Here is a 15,499-nt window from a genome sequence, read left to right as displayed (position 1 = left end):
GCGCGGCTCCCACTGCCGCTGGTTCCGAGGGCAGCACCGCTCACCGGCCCGGCCGCGGGATACTCAAGGGGTGCATCCGACCGTGGCGGGTGGCCTCGTGGTGGTTCTGGTCGTGGTTGCCCTCAGCCTGTGGGTGCTTCAGGACGCCCGGAGGCGCAGGGAGCGAGACCGGCCGGTGGTCGCGACCCTGGCCGGGATCACCATCGAGCGTCCGGAGATGTGGGCGGCACTGTGCCTGTTGGTGTTCGTGTTCTTCGTCCCGCTCTACCTCGTGGCGCGGAACGCGGACTAGGAATCGGCCTCGGTGCCGGTCGTCGCGGTCTCTCAGGCCCGCACGGAGGAGTCCCAGGACCAGCTCGTGAGACGCCCGAAGCCTGGCAACGCCCGGTGCCCGGTGAGGTGGAGCAGGACGTCGGAGGGCTCGCCGGCAGGAGCTCCCGGGAAGAGTCGCTCGAGGACGGGGACGCACAGCGGCGACGGGGGCCTCCAGTCGAGTCCCAGCCCGGTCGCGATGTCGTAGCAGTGGACGAGGACCTCGACGATGCCCATGGCCGCGAAGCCGTCGGGGTCCGACGTCCCGTACGGGTGCCACGCCCGAACGTCGGGGGAGGCCACGTCCACGGCGAGAGTCAGGAGCCGTCCGCACATGTCGACGGCGGTCAGGATCTCGACGTTGCTGGCCGCCGGGTCGATCATGGCCTCGATCGGGAGGTAGCCCCGCTTCGGCCGCGAGATCACTTGGGACGCATAGGAGAACAGGTCGTCAGCGACATGCGCAGCGGTGGCCCGGCAGGTCCATTCCACGTCGCCGGCCCTGACCTCCCAGCTGCGCTCCGACGCCGGCATCAGCACCGCGCGCATCTCGTCGACCGCCTGCTCGACCACTCCACTCATCGCCGTCACGAGGACGAACCTAGAGCCTCCACGTCCGGATCGGTCCCTGGCGAGGTCGTCCACCCGAGTGAGCCTCAGATGGGCTGCACCGTGGCCGTCAGATCGCCACCTGCATCGCCGGTGTTGACGACGCCGGCGGGCTCCAGGAGCAGCACCTTGACCTCACCGTCGGCACGGGGACAGTGCTCCACGCCGCGAGGCACGACGAACAGCTGGCCGGGTCGCACGGTGACGTCGCGGTCGCGCAGCTGGATGGTCAGGGTGCCGTCGATGACGAGGAACAGCTCATCGGTGTCGTCGTGGGTGTGCCAGACGAAGTCACCCTGGACCTTGACGAGCTTGACCTCGTAGTCGTTCAGCCGGGCGACCAGCCTGGGCGACCAGACGTCGGTGAAGAGGTCGAACTTCTCGTCAAGATCCACGACATCGCTGCTCATGCGCTCAGTCTGCCAACGGGGCGGACGGACGGGCTTCGGGGCGAGCGAGGCCCCACTGGGCGGTGAGGTGCCAGAGCTGCTTGAGGGGCTGGATGCCGTAGCGTCCTGACCGGGCCGCCTGCCCGATGATGCCGGCGTCGACGACACCGTCCCGCGCGATCTCGTTGGCGATGGCGACCGGCTCCGGGCCTCGGTAGTCCACGTGCTCGGTGAGCACCGTCATCGGGAGCACCCGTCCCTCGTGCCACTCCACGGGCACGCCGAGGGCCGCAGCCCTGCGCTCGACGTCGGTGCCCCGGAAGCACGGGTCGAGGACGAGGGCCTCGGCGTCGTCGACGAGGATGACTCGCCCGTGCACGTGCGCCTCCACGTAGCCGTCGAGGGGGTCGTGGTCGTCGTCCTCTCCCGTGAGCTCAAGGACTCGGTCGTGTTCAGCTGCAAAGGAGAACAGGTCGAACCGATGGGCAGTCGCGAAGTGCGTCGGGCTGAAGGCGGAGTCCGGGAAGCAGAACGTGGCACGGTCGAGTACGTGCTCCCGCAGTCGCAGGTGGGCTGAGCCGAACCGCGGAGCGCCACCGAGGGGACGCCGTCGGTGGTTCAGGGCTCCGTACTTTGGGCGCTCCGACTCGGGAGCGTCGTCGTAGGCGCCTCCGAACAGTGCCTGCTCCCAGAGCCAGCGCGCCCCGCCGGGATGGGCCGTCAGGCCGCCGTTGCCCGTACCGGTCTCGAACTGCGACCGGTAGCGGCCGCTCCGCGCCATCGCGTCGAGGATGTGCAACCCGCCGGCCTCGCGGTCGGGGTGGAAGTTCAGCGTGATCCGTTGCGATCGCTCGAGCGGGGCGCCGTGGCAACGGTCGTCGACGTGCTCCACCGCCGCGCTGGCCCACCGACTCCCACCAGTTGCACCGCTCACCCCTCGAAGGCTAGAGGCGCCCGACCAAGGATGATCGGAGCGGCCCCGGGCGGTGACGCGATCGGCATGCCTTCCGATGACAGCATGTGTGTCCATGCAGATGAAACTGGAACTCATCCCCCTGCCCGTCTCGGACGTCGAGCGGTCCATCGACTTCTACGCCGGCAAGCTCGGTTTCACCAAGGACGTCGACGTGCAGCCCGCCGAGGGGGTTCGCGTGGTCCAGCTGACGCCGGAGGGCTCGGGGTGCTCGGTCGGCTTCGGGACCGGGCTCGATGTGTATGCCGGTGAGCCGGGCAGCATCCGTGGGCTGCACCTCGTCGTGGAGGACATCGAGCAGGCCCGGTCCGAGCTCGTCGGCCGCGGCGTCGCCGTGGGCGAGATCCACGACTTCGGTGGTGGCGTGCGCGGTGCGAGCTTCTCCGACCCCGACGGCAACAGCATCGAGCTGCAGGAGATGGCGTGGCGCAGGGGGCCGCAGTTCTAGGACGCCCCACGGCTCGCAGGGCCACGCCTCATACCGCGCAGGCCAACCCAGTCGCCGGTTGCCAGCGTTGCCAGCGCGACGTCACTCCGCCTGCAGGACGAAGAAGATGAAGCAGATGAAGGCGGTCCGGTCACCGAGGTCCGCAGGCAGGAGCTCGCGTGGGGTGTCGGGTGAGAACGGCGGCTCGCTGATGACCGCGAGGCGGAAGCCCGCCGCGGTGAACGCGTCGGTCATGGCGTGCAGTGGCCGGTGCCAGAACGTCAGCGTCCACGTCTCACCGTCCTCGAAGGTGTACTCGTCGGAGTACTGCGTGACCGAGAAGTAGTCGGCGTCAGGGTCGCTCGCCTCGAGGATGCGCGGGTGGTTGACCGCCAGGAGGAGCCGCCCTCCGGGCTTGAGGACACGCCTCAGCTCGGCCAGCGGCACCGTCCAGTCCGGCAGGTAGTGGAGCACGAGCGAGCAGACGACGTCGTCGAACGCGCCGTCGGCATAGGGCAGGTGCTGGCTGAGGTCGGCGACCTGCAGGTCCACGTCCTCCCCGAGCCGCTCCCGGGCCAGCTCGAGCATGGCCGCACTCGAGTCGAAGCCCGACACCGTGGCACCGCCTGCACGGAGCGCCTCCATGAGCGGGCCGTTGCCACAGCCGGCGTCGAGAACGCGACGCCCCTCGACGTCGCCGGCCAGCGCGAGCATCGCCGGCCGTGCGTAGTACGCGTTGAACAGGCCCGTCTCGTTGGTCCGCGCGTACTGCACGGCGAAGCTGTCGTAGTGGTCGGCCCTCATGACGTCCTCACTGCCGGGCGCCCCCCGTGCGGGAGCACCCGCGCAACCCTAGACGGCACATCAGGCGAAAAGGGCCTGGCTCCAGTCCTCGCCGTCCTTGAGGCCGGGCGGGCAGGCGAAGACGGCCGACCCGTTGTGCTCGAGGTACTCGTTCAGCAGGTCCTTGCTCGCGAGCGCCCGTTGCATCGGCACGAACTGCGTGCCGGGGTTGCGCATGTACGCGATGAAGAAGAGGCCGGCGTCGAGGTGGCCGACCCCGTCGGAGCCGTCCGTGAAGTTGTAGCCGCGCCGCAGGATGCGCACCCCGCCGAGCTGGCTCTCGTGGGCGAGCCGCACGTGCGCACGCATCGGGATCGCGGGCTGGCCGTCCGGGCCCTTCTTCGCGAAGTCGAGCGTGTCGAACTCCTTGGCCTGGCCGAGCGGGGCGCCCTGCTTCTTGTCGCGACCGATGACGTCCTCCTGCTCCTGCAGCGACGTGCGGTCCCAGACCTCGATGTGCATCCGGATGCGCCGCGCGACGAGGTAGGAGCCGCCCGCCATCCAGGCGCCGCCGCCCTTCTCGTCCTCGGGCGCCACCCACACGTGCCGGTCCAGACCTTCGGGCTCCTCGGCCTTGACGTTGTTGGTGCCGTCCTTGAAGCCGAACATGTTGCGCGGTGTCGCCTGCGACGTCGAGGTCGACGACGTGCGGCCGAAGCCGAGCTGCGACCACCGCACCGAGACGACGCCGAAGCCCATCCGCACGAGGTTGCGCACGGCGTGCACGGCCACCTGCGGGTCGTTGGCGCAGGCCTGGATGCAGAGGTCTCCGCCGGACCGCTTCGGGTCGAGCTGGTCGCCGATGAAGGCCGGCAGCTCCTCGAGCGCGGCCGGCTTGCGGTCCGCGAGGCCGAAGCGGTCGTCGAAGAGCGAGGGGCCGTAGCCGATCGTCACCGTGAGCCCGGACGCCGGCAGCCCGAAGGCCTCGCCGGTGTCCTCGGGAGCCCGGTTCGGCCCGCCACCGACGAGACCACCGGGCGCAGCCTCGGCGCCGGCCGTCATCCGCTCGGCGGCGCGGGTCCACGTCCGGAGGAGGTCGCGCAGCTGCGCCGGGTCCTTCGTCACGACGTCGAGGGCGACGAAGTGGAGGCGGTCCTGTGCCGGCGTCACGATGCCGGCCTGGTGCTCGCCACGGAACGGGATGGCGGCCTCGAGCCCGAGGGCCGGGGCCGTCGTGGCCGCCACGTCGGGGGCCGCGCTGGCCGCACCGGCCTGCGTCACGGCATACGTGCTCGTGGCGCCTGCGACGATGCCCGCGACAGCCGCCGTGCCCGAGACGCCGAGGAGCCGGCGGCGGCTGACGCCACCACCGGCCTCGTCGCCTGCCTCCCGGGCGCCGTCGACCGGCTCGGGCAGGTGGGGCTCGGGAGCGTCCGCCGTCACTTGGCCTCCACGACGCCGGGCACCTTCGAGACCTCTTCCGACAACGCGTCGAGCGAGACGGTCAGGGCCTTGATGTCGGCGTCGGTGAGGGCGGTGTAGCTCTTGTAGTCGGCGCCGGCCTTGTGCGTGCCCAGCAGGCTCGACAGCTCGGTGAACCGGGCGTCGAGGGCCTTCTGCAGAGCCGGGTCGCGCTCGGCGATGACGGGGCGCAGAGCGGCGAGCGCCTGGCGCGAGCCCTCGAGGTTGCCGTCGAAGTCCCAGAGGTCGGTGTGCGAGTAGCGCTCCTCCTCGCCGGTGACCTTGCCGGTCGCGACCTCGTCGAGCAGCGCCTTGGCGCCGTTCGCGATCGACAGGGCCGTCGGGTCGACGGTCTTGCTCTTCGCCGCGATCTCCTTGACGTCGGCCAGCAGCTGGTCGGCGATGGCGCCCGAGTCCTTCTGCAGCCCGCTCGTCCAGAGGTCCTTCTCGAGGCGGTGGTAGCCGGTGAAGGCCATGCCCTCGGCGATGACGTCCTCGCGGCCGTCGATCTTCGGGTCGAGGTCGCCGAAGCTCTCCGCGACGGGCTCGATGGCCTCCCACGGGTGGCGGGCCTGCGCATACAGCGACTTCGCCTTCGCCACGTCGCCCGCCTTGACCGCCGCGACGAACTTCTCTGTGCCTTCGACGAACTCGTCGGCCTCGGAGGCGACGAACGCCTTGTAGTCGACGATCGCCTTGGCGACCTTCTGGTCGGCGCTGGCGGCAGTGGCCGTCCCCGTCACGGTGAAGGGGGCCCGGATGCCGTCACCGACCATGCCCGGCTTGCACGCCGTCGTCAGGGTGCCCGGCTCGGTGACCTCGACCTTGAGCTCGCGCTTGAGCCCCGGCGTGATGTTCTCGACCTCACCGACGATGCGGTCACCCGCGCCGTAGAGGTAGAACTCGTTGATCTTCGACCCGGCGTTGGTGATCTCGAAGGTGATCGTGCCCGCGTTGGCCGTCGTCGCCGACAGCTCGCACGTCGTGTCGGTTGCGTTGACGGTGATCGGGCCGCTCGCGCCACCCGCGCCGGCGGAGGTCGACGAGCCGCCCGTCTCGGCCTTGTCGGTGCAGGCGGCGATGCCGAGGACGCAGGTCAGGGCGAGGGCTGCGGGCGCAGCGCGGCGCAGGGACGGGCGGGACATGAGGCTCCTGTGAGTGTGGTGCTGTGCGTGGGGGTATGCCGGGTGGCGGGTTCTCGGCGAGACCCTGGCTCCCGGTGGGCTGGGCAGATCAGGCGGCGACGGCGCTCTTCGTCTCGGAGGCCGGCGCGGTGACGGCCGGGCGGCTCTTGACGGGCCGCAGGAAGAGCGTGAGGACGATGCCGACGTAGAGCACCCAGGCGACGGCCTGGAGCACGGTCGTGGCCGGCGTGAAGTTGAAGATGCCCTTGAGGAGGGTGGCGTACCAGCTGCCCGGGTCGATGGTGTTGCTGACGTCGAAGGCGAGGGTGTTCAGGCCCGGGAGGAACTGCGCCTCCTGCAGGTCGTGGATGCCGTAGGCGAGGATGCCCGCAGCGACGAGGATGAGCAGGATCCCGGTGTAGCGGAAGAACTTCGCGAGGTTGATCTGCACGGCGCCGCGGTAGATGAGCCAGCCCAGCAGCACGGCGCCCCCAAGACCGATGACCCAGCCGATGAGCGGCTGGTTGTTGCCCTGCCCGGCGGCCTCGGTCGTCGCGTAGAAGAAGATCGCGGTCTCGAGGCCCTCACGGCCGACACCGAGGAAGGCGACGAGGGCGATCGCGAACGGGCCGAGGTCGAGGGCCTTGTCGAGCTTGCCCTTGAGCTCGCCCGAGATGGTGCGCGAGGCCGTGCGCATCCAGAAGACCATGAAGGTCACGAAGACGACCGCGAGGATCGACGCGAGCCCGCCGATCATCTCCTGGGCCTCGAAGGAGAGCTGCTTCGTGCCGTACGTGAGCAGCGCCCCCAGGGCCACCGAGAGGGCGACGGCGACGCCGACCCCGAGCCACACGTAGCGCAGCGCCCAGCGGCGGTCGGTCTTGACGAGGAAGGCGACGAGGATGACGACGACGAGGGCGGCCTCGAGGCCTTCTCGCAGTCCGATCAGCGCGTTGCTCGCGAGCACGGCGACCTCTCTCAGGGAGTTCTCAGGAATTAAGCCACGGGGGCGTGACGGAAATCAGCAAAGCACAGGTAAGCCTTGCCTAACAAGCCAGCAGCAGTGTCAGAGTCACCACATGGACACCCCTGCCGCCTTCGCCGGGTTCCCGCCCAGCGCACTCGCCTTCTACGCGGGCCTCGAGGCCGACAACAGCCGTGACCACTGGCAGCAGCACCGGTCGACCTACGAGAACGACGTCCGCGAGCCGATGCTCGCCCTGCTCGACGGCCTCGAGGACGAGTTCGGCGAGGCGAGGCTCTTCCGGCCCAACCGCGACGTCCGCTTCAGCGCCGACAAGTCGCCCTACAAGACCCACCAGGGCGCGCTCGTCGGCGTCGGGACGAGCCTCGGCTACTACGTCCAGCTCAGTGCGGACGGGCTCCGGGCGGGTGGCGGCTTCAGGGTGACGAGCCCCGCGCAGACGGCGCGGTTCCGCGCCGCGGTCGACGCCCCCAGCACCGGGCTCGAGCTCGAGGGTCTGCTCACCGCCCTGCGGGGCAGGGGTTTCGAGCTGCTCGGCGAGGCCGTCCGGACGACCCCGAGGGGGTATGCCGCCGACCACCCTCGCATCGAGACGCTCCGTCACAAGGAGCTCATGGTCGTGCGCGACTTCGGCACGCCGGCGTGGTTGCACACCGGGCAGGCGCTGACGCGGGTGCGCGACACGTGGCGTGGCGTGCGTCCGCTCGTCGAGTGGCTGGGCGCCCACGTCGGGACGAGCGAGCCGCCGCCCGCTACGTTGTCCCGGTGAGCCACCGCAGCCCCGTCGTCGACGCCTACATCATCGGAGCCGGGCCGGCCGGGCTCGCCACCGCAGCCGCGCTGAAGAAGCGAGGTCTGCACGGCGTCGTCCTCGACAAGAGCGATGCCGTCGGCAGCTCGTGGCGGCGGCACTACGACCGCCTCCACCTGCACACCCCGCGCGAGCTGTCGGGCCTGCCCGGCATGGCCATCCCGAAGAGGATGGGCCGGTGGGTCTCGCGCGATGACGTCGTGCGCTACCTCGAGCTGTATGCCGCCCACTTCGACCTCGACGTGCGCCTGCGCACCGCGGTGGAGCGCGTCGACCGCTCCGACGACGGCCTCGGCTGGGCGCTGACCCTCAGTGACGGGTCACGGCTGACGGCGCCCTACGTCGTCGTCGCCACCGGCTTCAACCACACCCCCGTCGAGCCGGATCTGCCTGGACTGCAAGGCTTCTCGGGCGAGGTCGTCCTGTCGCGCACCTACCGCAACGGCAGCCCGTATGCCGGCAAGGACGTCCTCGTCGTCGGCAGCGGCAACACCGGCACCGAGCTGGCCGTGGACCTCGCCGAGCACGGCGCCGCCCGGGTGCGCCTCTCCGTGCGCACGATCCCGCACATCCTGCGTCGCTCCGCGGGCCCGTATGCCGCGCAGTACACCGGCATCACCGTCCGCCACCTCCCGTCAGCGCTCGTCGACCGCGCTGCAGCGCTCGTCGAGCGGGCCACGACCCCCGACCTCACGGCATACGGCCTGCCCCGACCGGACACGGGACTGCTGACGCGCGTGGAACGCGACAACGCGATCCCCGTGCAGGACGTCGGGATCATCGACGCGATCCGCTCCGGGCGGGTCGAGCCCGTCGCGGCGCTCGAGTCGTTCGACGGTGACGGCGTCGTGCTCTCGGACGGCACCCGGCTCGAGCCTGACGTCGTCGTGCTCGCGACCGGCTACTCGCAGGGTCTCGAGCCCCTCATCGGGCACCTCGGTCTGCTCGATGACAAGGGTCACCCCGTCGAGCGCGGCGGGGCGACCGGGCGCGGCGCACGAGGGCTGTGGTTCAACGGCTTCACGAACCCGATCTCGGGGATGCTGCGCGAGATCGCCATCGACGCGAAGAAGATCGCCTTGGCGATGGCCCTCGCCAAGGACCGCCGCCTCAAGGAGCTCATCGCGGCCCACGAGGCCTGAGGAGCGCGAGCCGGCCCGCTGACCCTCGGTCGGCCGTCCCGGTCAGGGGCGCAGCTGGCCGCCGAGGTTGAGGAACGCCGCCGCGACGTCGTCGATGTCGGCCACGGCGCGCGCCAAGGCGTCGTCACTGGGCACACCAGAGGCGAGCAGCTCGTGGTGGCGAGCCATGGTCGCGGCTGCCACGTCGTCGGGCACGGGCGCGACGGCGGCCACGGCCGAGCGTGCCCCGAGCGACAGGAGCGAGAGGGCGAGCCCGAGCGACTCGTGCCCGGGGCGGCCCGTCTCGAGACCGACCTCGCACGCGGAGAGCACGACGTGGTCGGCACGCACACCGGTGGGTTGAAGCTCGTGGGCGAAGACCGGCCCGTCGTGCAGGACGAGCGACGAGAACAGCGGCGACTCGACCTGGTGCGTGCCGTGGGCCGCCACGTGGACGATGCCCGGCCGGGCCAGGGCCGCGACGAGCTCCTGCCGGCTGGACGGCTGGGCGATGCGCGAGCGGGTGCCCCACGTGCGCGCCAGCGCGCGCGCCTCCGCCGAGGCCCGCGGGACCGCTGGGCCCACGCTGATGTGGACGCCGGCCTGCGCCCCCGCAGGCTCCGGCGCCGCGCCCGCCACCGACGGCCCGCCGCCGAGCCCACGCCGCGCGAAGGAGGTGAGGGAGACCGCGACGGTGAGCGGTCGAGCACGCATCGACGGCAGCAGCGACCACGGCAGGGCCGACACCTCCGGGCAGGTGACCAGCACGAGACCACGGCTCGACCGCCACGGCTGCAGCAGCCCGGCATCCAGCTCTGCCGCGCTCGACCTCAGCGACGACCACACAGCGCCCGACAGGGGGCCGAGGTGGTGCGTCGCCGCGGCACGCAGGTCGACCCTGACCCGCTGCGCGAGCTCGGTGGCACGGTCGGCCGGCATGAGGTCGCGCAGCACCGCACGGCCCCCGATGACACCGACCCCGGCGATGCGTCCCCGGTGCCGGAAGAACCAGACGAGGTCGCGGTCGACGTCGAGCAGGTGCGCCCGCGCCTCGCGCACCCGCACCGGCACCGCTCGGACCGTGCCGCGTCGGCTCAAGGCCCAGTCACGGTCGCGGATGAGCCGCTCGAGCTGCGAGGCGTCTGCCTCGAGATCGCGCAGCTGCTCGGGGTCGCTCTCGCCGCGCATCAGCCCGCGCACCGATCGCAGCTGCTCGGTGAGCGAGGCCAGCTGCTCGTCATCGGGCCGTCCGAGCGAGGGCAGCCGGTCGGTCGCGCTGCGCCAGCGTTCCAGCACCTCGAGCACCGCGCCGCTCCCGCGGGGCACGGCGAGGTCGAGGTCGAGCTCGGCGAGCCGCACCCCGTGCACGGCCCGGGCCGTGCGCAGGTCGAGACTGGCGCTGCCCTGCTGGCCGGCGGCGAGACGGCGGGCGGCCCTGCCGAGGATGCGTCGGGCCGGCCCGAGGTCTCCGGTCGCGACCAGCGTCCTCGCCGTGACGGCGGCGGCGTCGAGCTCGTCGGACAAGGAGGCCGACGAGATCCGCTCGAGGCTGAGCAACCTCGTGTTGGCGGCCGGTGCGTCACCCGCGAGCAGGAGGGCCTGGGCCGCGACGACCCGCGCCCCGTCGGCGAGCTCGGAGTCGCCGAGCTCGCCCGCGACGTCGACGAGCTGGTCGGCGAGCGCCGCTGCGGCCTGGGCCACGATGACGTCGCCGCCGCCCCTGTCGTCACCGTGCCGACTGCTTCGCTGCTGGCGGTCGAGGTCGACGAGCAGCGACACGAGCGTCGCCTTGGCGACCCAGGCCGTCGCACCGATCCGCCGGTAGGTCTCGATGGCCGAGGTGGCCGCCACCGCAGCCCGGTCGAGGTGCCCCGCGAGCCGCTCGGCCTTGGCCAGCTCGAGGTCGAACTCCGCCCTGATCTGGTCGTGGCCCTCGTCCGGAAGGTCTGCGAGCCCTGCGTGCAGGGCCTCCGTCGCCTCGCGGACGAGCCCGGCCTCGAGCAGGACCCTCGCCCGGTCGAGGCGGGCCGGCGCCCGGTAGGTGTCGGCGGCGAGCAGCTCGGCGGCCGCCATCCCCGCCAGGGACCGCGGGATGTCACCGAGGAGGTAGGCGGCATACCCCTCGTTGTGGCGCGCCATGAACTCCTGCTCGACCCCGCCCAGGGCGCCGGCGAGGCGAGCCGCCTCGGCGAAGGCCTCGAGTGCCTGCTGCGGACGCGACAGCTCGAAGGCGAGCATGCCGCGGCTCAGGTGCACCGAGCACTGCTCGCGGGGCGTGAACGCGTCGAGGCGCGCCGCCGCTCCCTCGAGCCCCTGCCAGGCCGAGGCGAGGTCGCCGAGACGGCCGTAGATGCTGGCGCGCTGGTAGTCGAGGCGCGCCTGCAGCCCGGAGTCACCGAGCTGCGCGATCACCGCCTCGGCCTCGGCGAAGCGCGCCGAGGCCGCATCGAGGCCGAAGAGCATGAAGTCCGTCAGGGCCAGGGTGATCAGCGTGTTGCACCGCAGCTCGAGGCGCTCCCGCGACGGGGCTTCACCGTCGAGCCGCTCGATCTCCTCGAGCGCCGCCGAGAGCGAGCGAGCAGCCTCGAGCGGTCGGCCGGCCATGTTGTCGGCCGCCGCACTCTCGCGCAGCGTTCGCGCCCTCTCGAGCAGGTCGATGAGTCGGACCGGCCTCTCCGTCAGGGCCGGTCATCGGCCTAGATCTGGATCGTCGGGGTGATGACCGGTCGCACGTCGTCGTTGTCGGGGTCGGTGATGACGAAATGCACCGGCCCGTGAGGTAGATCATCCATAACGAAGCGACCGTTCGCATCTGAAATCTCCGACACGCTGCCCTCGATGGTCACGGCCTCGATCTGGGCGCCGGGTGAGGTGACCCAGCCGTCGATCCGCACGCGGGCGTCGGTGTCGGCCTGATCGCTGGGGCTGGCCGAGACCATGAGGCTGACCGAGGCCGCCGTGAAGGTGACCGAGTCGGTCGGGGTCGGCTCCACCTTGGCGTCGGCGCCGCGGGTGGTCAGCAGCGCCGAGTCCATGAGCTCTGCCACCTCTGCGTGCAGAGCGTGGACCGTGATGGCGAACTTCATCCGTTCGGCCAGGTCGCTGGGCACCGGGTCGGCGTGCGCGAACAGGTCGCGGAGCTGGCCGAGGTTGGCGATGTCGCGGGCGTCGATGGCTTCCGTGTGCGATGTCATGTCAGACCGCCCATCCGGGGTCGGAGCCGAGGGTCGTCCTCAGCTTCTGGAGGCAGCGGCCACGGGTCGGGCCGATGCTGCCGACCGGCATCCCCAGCGACTCCGCGATGGCGGCGTAGTCGGGGCGGTCGGCAAACGCGATGACCCGGAGCAGCTCCTGGCATCGAGGTGTGAGGGTGGCGATGTGCTGCCACAGCACGCGCTGGCGCTCGCTGAGGATCGAATGCGACTCCGGGTCGAGCTGCTGGGTCGGAGCCTCGGGCACCTCGTCGACGCCGATCTCGCGACGTGAGCCTCGGGAGAGGCGCCAGACCTCGCGCTTGACGACGACGACGAGCCAGCCGAGAACCGCAGCGGGCTCCTTGATCGACTCGGCCCGGTCGACGAGCTGGAGGAAGGCGGTCTGGATGGCGTCCTCGCACATCGGCGCGGCCGCGCCCTGCGAGCGGGCGGCGTTCCACAGCACGGGTGTCACGAGGTCGACGAGCTCCGAGAGCCGTTCGCGGTCGCCGCCGATGTAGGCGGCGAAGGCCTTGCCGGCGCGCGTGCCGAGCCCGTCGGGCGCCGTGGGGGTCGGTGTCACGTCGGCTCCTTGTCGATGCAGGTGCGAAGCGCCTCCATGGCACGCTCACACATCGCAGCGGGTGTCACGGTCTTGAGGCCGCCCCGGGCGATGATCGCCGTGGCGACCTCGGCGGCGAAGACGGGAGTGGCGAAGGACGTGCCGCTCCACACCCCGAAACCGCCGGTGTAGTCGTCGGGGTCCACGGTGCAGCGCACTCCGGTCGGGGTCGGGACGCTCGACGAGGGCTGGCCCATCCCGTCGGTGAGCGGGAGCGTGCTGACGAGCGAGACCCCGGGGCGAACGGCCGTGATGACCGTGAGCGGGTTCGAGAAGAGCGCCACCGTGCTGCGGTCCGGGTTGCTCGCGCCGACGCTCGACACCGGAGGCACCTGCGGCTTCGGCGGATCGGGCAGGGCGGCGGCCAGCGACGCGGGCACGAAGGGAGCGTCGGTGCCGTCGTTGCCGGCGCCCGCGATCACCGTGACCCCGGCGGCGGCGAAACGGTCGAGCATGTCGGCAACCGGGCCGGAGTTGTAGGTGGTGTCCTCCGCGTAGTAGCCCATCGAGAGGGAGAGGATGTCGACGACATCGGCCTTCGTGCCGCCCCGCTTCTGAGCGGCCAGGTGACGGGCGAGCAGCGCCTCGAGGACGTCGAGCAGGTGGCTCTCATCGACCACGCCGTCGTCGTCCATGACCGGGATCGACAGGATCGTCGCCTCCGGGCAGCCCTGACGGATCAGGCCGGCGATGAACGTGGCGTGGCCCTGGAGCAGGCCCACCGGCTCCACGGGCGGTGGTGGGTCGGCAGGTTGACCGGTGAGGGCCGGCTTCGGTGGCTCGGGCACGAGCCGGCCGTCCTCAAAGCGCAGCCGCACCACACCGGGGCTGTCGTCGCGGAACCACGGGTGGTCGGCGATCGGGGTGTCGAGGACGGCGACGACCGGGCTGCGGTCGACCTTGCGGGCGCGCAGCGCGGGGTCGGGCAGGGCGAGGCTGACCGGCATACGGCCCCCGCGGCCGGGCACGGAGTACTCCTGGAGCGCCGAGAGCCCGATGCCACCCCAGTAGCCACCGATCCCGCCCCAATAGCCACCGATGCCACCCCAGTAGCCACCGATCCCGCCCCAGTAGCCGCCGATGCCACCCCAGTAGCCGTCGGCGGGACGCAGGACGTGCTCGAGGCTGAGGTCGTCCGCGAGTGTCGGGTTCGTGCGGCGCAGCTCCTGCAGCGTGCTCCAGGCATCGACCGGCTCGATGGGGTCCTCCGGCACGAGCGTGATCGTGGTCCCCCAGCCCTGGTCCGTGATGTCGCGGGTGCCCCCACCGGGCCGCCGGTTGACCCGGTAGCCCAGCTTGAGGCCCTTGAGCACCTCGGCCAGCGGGTCCTCGGCCTCGGGGTCGCGAGGAGCGTTGCGCGGGATGCTGCGGGCGATGAGCCGGTCCGAGAGGTAGAGCGCCGGTCGTGGCGGGTTCCCGTCCAGCAGGCGCTTGGCCGTGGCCGGGTCGAGCGCGCGCATCGGCGGCCGGGTGGGCGGTGCTCCGTTGCCGCCCTCGGCGTTGCTCGAACCCCCGGTGGACCCGGGACCGGACTCGGACATCAAGAACCTCCTGCAGGGACGGCGACGTGTCGCAATGACACTTTCACCCAGACAGAGTTCACGTACTCACTTTTGATACCGAGCCCATAGAGAACTTTTCGGGCCAAGACGTATCAGACCGTCCCCAGCCTGCTCTGAGGGTCACAGGGGGCGTTGGTCACTGGACGACAAGGGGCGCTGCGGAGGGGCAGCGAGTCCGGTGACCAGATGGTTCGGGCGCGCACTCGCCCGGGCCCAGGGGGCGTCGGCAGGCAGCAGCCGGCGCCCCCTCTCACCTGCGCTGCGCCGGATGCCCCTTCGGCCACAATGGACCCCAACCGATGACAGGGGACATCCGATGGCGCCCAGGACGACAGACGGCTCCGCCCAGCGACGAGGCACGGCGCGCTCGCCGCTCTCGGCCCTCTCAGCACTCTCGGTGCTCGCGCTGCTCGGGACGCTGACCGCGTGCGGCCCCTCGTCCGCACCCGCAGCGTCGGCGTCTGCGGCGACCGCGACCGCGACCGCGAGTGCGGTGGCCCCGGTCGCTGCGGGAACGACCGCGGTCGCGGCACCCGGCACCGTCACCGCCGCTCCCCTCTCGCCCGAACCCGCCCCGACGGCCACCAGCTCCGCCGCGTCCCCCGGCTCAGCCGCCTCGGAGCCCGCCCAGGCAGACGTCCAGGGCACCTGCGAGCGGACGCTCACGGCATACCCCCTGCTCGAGCCGAGCGCGAAGGGCGCCGCCGTGCGCACGCTCCAGTGCTTCCTCAACGACGCGGACTACGGGCCGGTGCTCGTCGACGGCGTCTACGGCAGGCAGACCCGCGCAGCCGTCACGCGCGTCGAGTCGGGCTTCGAGGGCGCGCCGCCGCACCCGGGCCGCATCGACCGCGGCATGTGGGTGCTGCTCATCAGCCGCTCGATGGGCACCGCGACGCTCCGCCAGGGCGCCAAGGGCCCCGAGGTCACGACGCTGCAGCGGGCCCTTCGTGCGGCGGGTGGCACGATCGCCGTCGACGGCGTCTTCGGGCCGCAGACCACCGGCGTGGTCAAGCAGTTCCAGAAGGCGAACTCCATCACCGTCGACGGCGTGGTCGGCGAGGAGACCTACTTCTTCCTCAAGAGCGGCGGCGTCATCACCCGCGGCTGACGCCGCACACCACCG

General features: G+C 71.6%; 16 protein-coding genes. 5 read left to right on the top strand and 11 right to left on the bottom strand.

Going from position 1 to position 15,499, the window contains the following annotated elements:
• Nucleotides 1-70 precede the first annotated feature (70 nt).
• A complete protein-coding gene (locus FHX52_RS20135; protein WP_141824155.1) occupies nt 71-292 on the top strand; it encodes a hypothetical protein in 222 nt (73 codons plus the stop codon).
• Nucleotides 293-324: 32 nt separating this feature from the next.
• Here the strand turns inward: FHX52_RS20135 and FHX52_RS20130 are convergent, their stop codons facing one another.
• The 3 genes from FHX52_RS20130 to FHX52_RS20120 all read right to left on the bottom strand — a co-directional run bounded on the left by FHX52_RS20130 (nt 325) and on the right by FHX52_RS20120 (nt 2,244).
• Nucleotides 325-894 (bottom strand): maleylpyruvate isomerase N-terminal domain-containing protein, encoded by a 570-nt coding sequence (locus FHX52_RS20130; protein WP_185747454.1) that lies wholly within the window; start codon nt 892-894, stop codon nt 325-327.
• Between the two features lie 74 nt (nt 895-968).
• Complete coding sequence (locus tag FHX52_RS20125) at nt 969-1,331, bottom strand: cupin domain-containing protein (protein ID WP_141824153.1); 363 nt, start codon at nt 1,329-1,331, stop codon at nt 969-971.
• A 4-nt stretch (nt 1,332-1,335) separates the two neighbouring features.
• Complete coding sequence (locus FHX52_RS20120) at nt 1,336-2,244, bottom strand: DUF3626 domain-containing protein (protein WP_246070290.1); 909 nt, start codon at nt 2,242-2,244, stop codon at nt 1,336-1,338.
• 94 nt (nt 2,245-2,338) lie between these two features.
• On the opposite strand from FHX52_RS20120, the gene FHX52_RS20115 reads away from it, so the two are divergent.
• A complete protein-coding gene (locus FHX52_RS20115) occupies nt 2,339-2,731 on the top strand; it encodes a VOC family protein (protein ID WP_141824151.1) in 393 nt (130 codons plus the stop codon).
• Between the two features lie 81 nt (nt 2,732-2,812).
• Here the strand turns inward: FHX52_RS20115 and FHX52_RS20110 are convergent, their stop codons facing one another.
• The 4 genes from FHX52_RS20110 to efeU form a co-directional block, all read right to left on the bottom strand.
• Entirely contained in the window at nt 2,813-3,514 is a 702-nt protein-coding gene (locus FHX52_RS20110; protein ID WP_141824150.1) for a class I SAM-dependent methyltransferase, read from the bottom strand.
• 60 nt (nt 3,515-3,574) lie between these two features.
• Nucleotides 3,575-4,909: an iron uptake transporter deferrochelatase/peroxidase subunit gene (gene efeB, locus FHX52_RS20105; protein ID WP_141824792.1), complete on the bottom strand. Its 1,335-nt coding sequence runs from the start codon at nt 4,907-4,909 to the stop codon at nt 3,575-3,577.
• Between the two features lie 23 nt (nt 4,910-4,932).
• Nucleotides 4,933-6,099 carry an iron uptake system protein EfeO gene (gene efeO, locus FHX52_RS20100; protein ID WP_141824149.1) on the bottom strand — a complete coding sequence of 389 codons (1,167 nt, stop codon included), beginning with the start codon at nt 6,097-6,099 and terminating at the stop codon, nt 4,933-4,935.
• An 88-nt stretch (nt 6,100-6,187) separates the two neighbouring features.
• Nucleotides 6,188-7,045: an iron uptake transporter permease EfeU gene (gene efeU, locus FHX52_RS20095; protein ID WP_141824148.1), complete on the bottom strand. Its 858-nt coding sequence runs from the start codon at nt 7,043-7,045 to the stop codon at nt 6,188-6,190.
• 112 nt (nt 7,046-7,157) lie between these two features.
• On the opposite strand from efeU, the gene FHX52_RS20090 reads away from it, so the two are divergent.
• Nucleotides 7,158-7,832, top strand: coding sequence for a DUF2461 domain-containing protein (locus FHX52_RS20090; protein ID WP_141824147.1), 675 nt, complete (start codon nt 7,158-7,160; stop codon nt 7,830-7,832).
• Nucleotides 7,829-9,016 (top strand): flavin-containing monooxygenase, encoded by a 1,188-nt coding sequence (locus tag FHX52_RS20085; protein ID WP_141824146.1) that lies wholly within the window; start codon nt 7,829-7,831, stop codon nt 9,014-9,016. The genes FHX52_RS20090 and FHX52_RS20085 overlap by 4 nt, the downstream gene beginning before the upstream one ends.
• Before the next feature lie 42 nt (nt 9,017-9,058).
• Here FHX52_RS20085 and FHX52_RS20080 read toward each other — a convergent pair whose 3' ends face one another.
• The 4 genes from FHX52_RS20080 to FHX52_RS20065 form a co-directional block, all read right to left on the bottom strand.
• A complete protein-coding gene (locus tag FHX52_RS20080) occupies nt 9,059-11,599 on the bottom strand; it encodes a CHAT domain-containing protein (protein WP_141824145.1) in 2,541 nt (846 codons plus the stop codon).
• 92 nt (nt 11,600-11,691) lie between these two features.
• Complete coding sequence (locus tag FHX52_RS20075; RefSeq protein WP_141824144.1) at nt 11,692-12,189, bottom strand: hypothetical protein; 498 nt, start codon at nt 12,187-12,189, stop codon at nt 11,692-11,694.
• Between the two features lies 1 nt (nt 12,190).
• Nucleotides 12,191-12,772: an RNA polymerase sigma factor gene (locus tag FHX52_RS20070; protein ID WP_141824143.1), complete on the bottom strand. Its 582-nt coding sequence runs from the start codon at nt 12,770-12,772 to the stop codon at nt 12,191-12,193.
• Complete coding sequence (locus FHX52_RS20065) at nt 12,769-14,352, bottom strand: S8/S53 family peptidase (RefSeq protein WP_141824142.1); 1,584 nt, start codon at nt 14,350-14,352, stop codon at nt 12,769-12,771. The genes FHX52_RS20070 and FHX52_RS20065 overlap by 4 nt, the downstream gene beginning before the upstream one ends.
• 337 nt (nt 14,353-14,689) lie before the next feature.
• Here FHX52_RS20065 and FHX52_RS24485 point away from each other — a divergent pair, with 337 nt between their 5' ends.
• Nucleotides 14,690-15,484 carry a peptidoglycan-binding domain-containing protein gene (locus FHX52_RS24485; RefSeq protein WP_141824141.1) on the top strand — a complete coding sequence of 265 codons (795 nt, stop codon included), beginning with the start codon at nt 14,690-14,692 and terminating at the stop codon, nt 15,482-15,484.
• Nucleotides 15,485-15,499 lie beyond the last annotated feature (15 nt).

This window comes from Humibacillus xanthopallidus, assembly GCF_006717145.1.
GTDB lineage: Bacteria > Actinomycetota > Actinomycetes > Actinomycetales > Dermatophilaceae > Humibacillus > Humibacillus xanthopallidus.
The sequence above is the reverse complement of the archived record's forward strand: the minus strand, read 5'-3'. Positions and strand labels throughout refer to the sequence as shown.

Excerpts from the sequence above, each read along its gene's own strand:
- FHX52_RS20130 (WP_185747454.1), bottom strand. The coding sequence starts at position 894 with ATGAGTGGAGTGGTCGAGCAGGCGGTCGACGAGATGCGCGCGGTGCTG.
- FHX52_RS20125 (WP_141824153.1), bottom strand. The coding sequence starts at position 1,331 with ATGAGCAGCGATGTCGTGGATCTTGACGAGAAGTTCGACCTCTTCACC.
- FHX52_RS20115 (WP_141824151.1), top strand. The coding sequence starts at position 2,339 with ATGCAGATGAAACTGGAACTCATCCCCCTGCCCGTCTCGGACGTCGAG.
- FHX52_RS20110 (WP_141824150.1), bottom strand. The coding sequence starts at position 3,514 with ATGAGGGCCGACCACTACGACAGCTTCGCCGTGCAGTACGCGCGGACC.
- efeO (WP_141824149.1), bottom strand. The coding sequence starts at position 6,099 with ATGTCCCGCCCGTCCCTGCGCCGCGCTGCGCCCGCAGCCCTCGCCCTG.
- FHX52_RS20090 (WP_141824147.1), top strand. The coding sequence starts at position 7,158 with ATGGACACCCCTGCCGCCTTCGCCGGGTTCCCGCCCAGCGCACTCGCC.
- FHX52_RS20080 (WP_141824145.1), bottom strand. The coding sequence starts at position 11,599 with ATGGCCGGCCGACCGCTCGAGGCTGCTCGCTCGCTCTCGGCGGCGCTC.
- FHX52_RS20075 (WP_141824144.1), bottom strand. The coding sequence starts at position 12,189 with ATGACATCGCACACGGAAGCCATCGACGCCCGCGACATCGCCAACCTC.
- FHX52_RS20065 (WP_141824142.1), bottom strand. The coding sequence starts at position 14,352 with ATGTCCGAGTCCGGTCCCGGGTCCACCGGGGGTTCGAGCAACGCCGAG.
- FHX52_RS24485 (WP_141824141.1), top strand. The coding sequence starts at position 14,690 with ATGGCGCCCAGGACGACAGACGGCTCCGCCCAGCGACGAGGCACGGCG.